This is a genomic window from Oribacterium sp. Sow4_G1_1 (assembly GCF_052116105.1).
GTDB lineage: Bacteria > Bacillota > Clostridia > Lachnospirales > Lachnospiraceae > Oribacterium.
In genome coordinates, this window is record NZ_JBQKLS010000036.1 from 1 (window position 1) to 3,601 (window position 3,601).

At 42.1% G+C, this 3,601-nt stretch carries 3 protein-coding genes and 3 pseudogenes; 1 reads left to right on the forward strand and 5 read right to left on the reverse strand.

Annotated features, from left to right (window positions below):
* Nucleotides 1-544: 544 nt before the first annotated feature.
* The 3 genes from ACTQ52_RS12170 to ACTQ52_RS12180 all read right to left on the reverse strand — a co-directional run bounded on the left by ACTQ52_RS12170 (nucleotide 545) and on the right by ACTQ52_RS12180 (nucleotide 2,409).
* Nucleotides 545-1,465, reverse strand: coding sequence for a carbon-nitrogen hydrolase family protein (locus tag ACTQ52_RS12170; protein WP_441982769.1), 921 nt, complete (start codon nucleotides 1,463-1,465; stop codon nucleotides 545-547).
* A gap of 87 nt (nucleotides 1,466-1,552) precedes the next feature.
* Nucleotides 1,553-2,050, reverse strand: a complete 498-nt coding sequence (locus ACTQ52_RS12175) for a methylated-DNA--[protein]-cysteine S-methyltransferase (RefSeq protein WP_441982770.1) — start codon at nucleotides 2,048-2,050, stop codon at nucleotides 1,553-1,555.
* A gap of 20 nt (nucleotides 2,051-2,070) precedes the next feature.
* Entirely contained in the window at nucleotides 2,071-2,409 is a 339-nt protein-coding gene (locus ACTQ52_RS12180) for a winged helix-turn-helix transcriptional regulator (protein ID WP_410043557.1), read from the reverse strand.
* 142 nt (nucleotides 2,410-2,551) lie between these two features.
* Between ACTQ52_RS12180 and ACTQ52_RS12185 the strand changes: the two are divergent.
* A pseudogene (locus tag ACTQ52_RS12185) lies at nucleotides 2,552-2,806 on the forward strand (cupin domain-containing protein); the annotation flags it as partial.
* On the opposite strand, the pseudogene ACTQ52_RS12190 reads toward ACTQ52_RS12185, so the two are convergent.
* Both ACTQ52_RS12190 and ACTQ52_RS12195 read right to left on the reverse strand, forming a co-directional pair.
* Nucleotides 2,776-3,060, reverse strand: a pseudogene (locus ACTQ52_RS12190) (flavodoxin); the annotation flags it as partial. The pseudogenes ACTQ52_RS12185 and ACTQ52_RS12190 sit on opposite strands and share 31 nt — an antisense overlap.
* Before the next feature lie 126 nt (nucleotides 3,061-3,186).
* Nucleotides 3,187-3,492, reverse strand: a pseudogene (locus ACTQ52_RS12195) (LysR family transcriptional regulator); the annotation flags it as partial.
* Nucleotides 3,493-3,601 lie beyond the last annotated feature (109 nt).

Consider the following 3,601-nt stretch of genomic DNA (forward strand, 5'->3'; position numbering starts at 1 on the left):
ATTTTGAAAAGCACCCTTTGGGGAGCTCTGTTAGAGTTACCCTTTTATAGCCACTGATAAAAAAGATAATTTTCTGCTAATCTATGCTTGACTTTTCATAGCTGGTCTCCTTCTATGCCTTAAAATGACGTATTTTTGCGCTTTATGCGCAGTGTCTGCATTTGCTCGACATCTGCGTTCTTTTACAGAAACCGCATAAAAGGGCGTAAACGAGCAAAATGCGGAAGTCGATAGTTGTCAAATCGTAGTCTCCAAGGGGGTGCAGGAATACCGCGCATTTTTCGCATTTTCTATCGTTATAAGGTAGACTTCCCGTTTTTTACCCTAGGGGTGCAAAATTTCTCTAGGGGGTTGCATTTTTAACGATAGGTCTTTATAAAAAGAAACACAGGGTAGAAAATGCTCTGTGCTCCATATTTCACCGTATTCGATTCAGAAGCACCTCGTTCAATATACCATAGGAATAGATGAACTTCCACTTGACTTCCAGACGCTTTCATCAGCGTGGCAGAGACAAGCTGGAATTTGATGAGCCAACAGACTATTATTTTTCGTTGACTTTAAGTTCAAGAATATCCGGACGTGCATAATGTCCAATCGCATCATGCTCCATCTTACAGGCGGCAGGCAGGCTCATATCGAGCTCTGCATAGATGATGGTTTCTTCATCCCAAACCGGCTTTGTCAAATAATGACCATACGGATCAATGATGCAGCTTCCGCCTCTGCACACAAATTCCGGAAGTTCCGATACGATATTGCGCTCACACAAGTCAGAAGGATACGAACTGCGTCTGATAATCATATCAGCATTTACAAAGAAACATTTCCCCTCGATTGCAATGTGCTGAATAGTGGCTTGCCATTCTGGATTGTCATTGGTGTTTGGCGAAATATAAATGGTGATTCCCTTTTGATAGAGCGCTACCCGAGCAAGCGGCATATAGCTTTCCCAACAGATCATGCTGCCGATTGGTCCCCACGGTGTTTCAGTAACAGGGAAATAATCCTTATTCGCATCTCCCCACACAACACGCTCAGAGCCTGTCGGCTTCAGCTTTCTGTGTACCTTATACGACCCATTCGGTTCAAAAATGACATTACTGTTGTAGAGCGTTCCACTAACAGCGTCCCGCTCGGAAAATCCGAGGCTGATATACGCCTCTGCTTTTCTGGCTGCCTCTGCTAGTTGTTGAAACTCCGTCTCTCCGGCAACAACAGAGGCATCGTAGTATCGTTTCCAGTCTTTTCGACCCTCCTCGCTTCGCTTTCCCATGCTAAAGCCGAAATTCATCCCAACAGGATATCCCGGAATAAACAGCTCCGGGAAAACAATTAAATCCGGTTTTTGGCTTGCTGCTTCACAAATATATTGAAGTGCCTTTTTAAGTGATGCGCTTTTGCTGAACATAACAGGCTCTGCCTGTACTAATGCGATTTTACAAGTGGTTTTGATATCCTTCATAACGACAATTTCACTCCTTTACAATTTCCAATTTGTACTGTTGATTCTTCTTGTCAATTCCATGCACACCATGGAATGTTCATCATCTCACAATACAGAGGCAGTATGCTCCAGTTCCAGCAGTTTGATTTTTTTATCAAGCCCGCCGGCATACCCCGTCAAGCTGCCATCTGCGCCCACGACCCGATGACATGGAATGATGATCGCGATGGGATTATGTCCGACTGCTCCGCCGACGGCCTGCGCTGACATCCTGGAAATCCCTCGTTTCTCAGCTATTTTATGTGCGATCTCGCCGTAGCTTATCGTCTCACCATATGGAATCTTCAGAAGTATATCCCAGACCGTCATCTGGAACGCGGATCCCTTCGGATGTAATGGCGGTAGGAAATCCGGTTTCTGCCCACAGAAGTATTGATCCAGCCATCGCTTCCCTTCCAACAGAATCTCCGTCTCCTGCTCTAAGTATTCATTCGGTAGCCGATCGTATTTTGAGCCTTCAGACCATAGTCCTGTCAGACCGACCTCATCTGCCTCCATCCGTATGCGCCCCAACGGCGAATCATAGTATTGAATAGATGTCATTTTAATTGTCACCTCATAAGCTATGCCAAATTCTGTTCAATAATTGATTTATAGTAGTTACCAAAGTCAGCAAGTGAATTAATAATTGGAAGCATTTTTGTTCCGAGTTCTGTTAAACCGTATTCAACTCTCGGTGGCTGTTCATGGTAATCGTGGCGATATGCCAGTCCATCACTCATCATTTGTCTTAAACTATCTGTCAAAACCTTTTGTGAAATACCATCTAGACTTCGTTGTAGCTCATTGAATCTCCATGGACGATCTTTCAAGTTACGCAAAATCAGCAGTTTCCATTTTCCTCCGATGAGAGATACTGCTGTTGCAACTGGGCATTCTGGTAATTCTTCTTTTGTTCGTATAATTCTTACCTCCGCGTCTATTGTAACACATTCAATTTTAAGTGTGCAGTTATAAAAAGGTGCGTACTTGTTTTTGTATGTGTCTCACACCATACTAATACCTGGCAATCAGAAACTACAAATTCGCTATGGAGGTATTATTATGGCAAATTACACAAAAACAACGATTGGAAAGGAAAATCAAATTGAGCTGCATGAAAAGCTGTCTTTAACTGGTGCAGAAATCAGTTTAAACGAACTACCTGCAGGAGCAAGTGTCCCATTCGTTCATTCTCATAAAGAAAATGAAGAAATCTATGGAATTCTTTCAGGTAACGGCAAAGCCATAATTGATGGAGAAGAAATCAGTCTTTCAACGGGAGACTGGCTGAAAATCGCACCTGCTGCAAAGCGCCAGATTGGAAATCCCAGAAAGATCTCGTCATAAGAACTCATATCCATCTTATTCTTTATGATCTCCGGTCTGTATTTCTTATCACTCATTTCCACACTGCTGCGGGATTTTTTATTCATCCAGTCAAGATCAGCCTTTGTATATGGAACTTTTGGCTCAATCTCAAATAAATCCGCTTTTGCTTCCTCTGCAATCATTGCTGCTACTTTTTTTGTTGTCCCGCTTGCACTGAAAAATGCGACTAAATTTTTACTCATAATAAAAATCCCCTTTCTTTGCGAATTTTTCGTATAAAAATAGATGTATAAGATTTGAATCTCTCTTATACATCTATTTTATACCTGATATTTTTATTATGTCTAATGCTTATATTGAATTCAATTCTATGCCTGAAAAGCATTTATTTCTTCTATCATTTTACTGACCGCCAGAGAATATAGAATGTTTCGTCTCCAGGCAATCACAGTACTTGTTGTGATTTCAGGAGAAATTCTTCGCTGTACAAGAATATCCTCCCGCCAATACTTTGCAGCACCTTCGATGGATACCGGATAGCCCAGTCCATTTGCTGCCATAACTCCGGCATTCGTTCCAAGATTACTTGTAAAAGCAATCTGCAGTTTCGAAAAGTCTTTTCCAAACCAATTGGCAAGTTCACTTTGAACATTTACTCTTTCCGGCAGGATCAATGTTGTTGACTGCCTAGATTGACTTCGGGCTGATCTGCTTGCGTGTCACGAGATTGATCTGTATACTGTCATGAGATTAAAAAGAAAGAAGGTCCGGGGTACCCTCTTT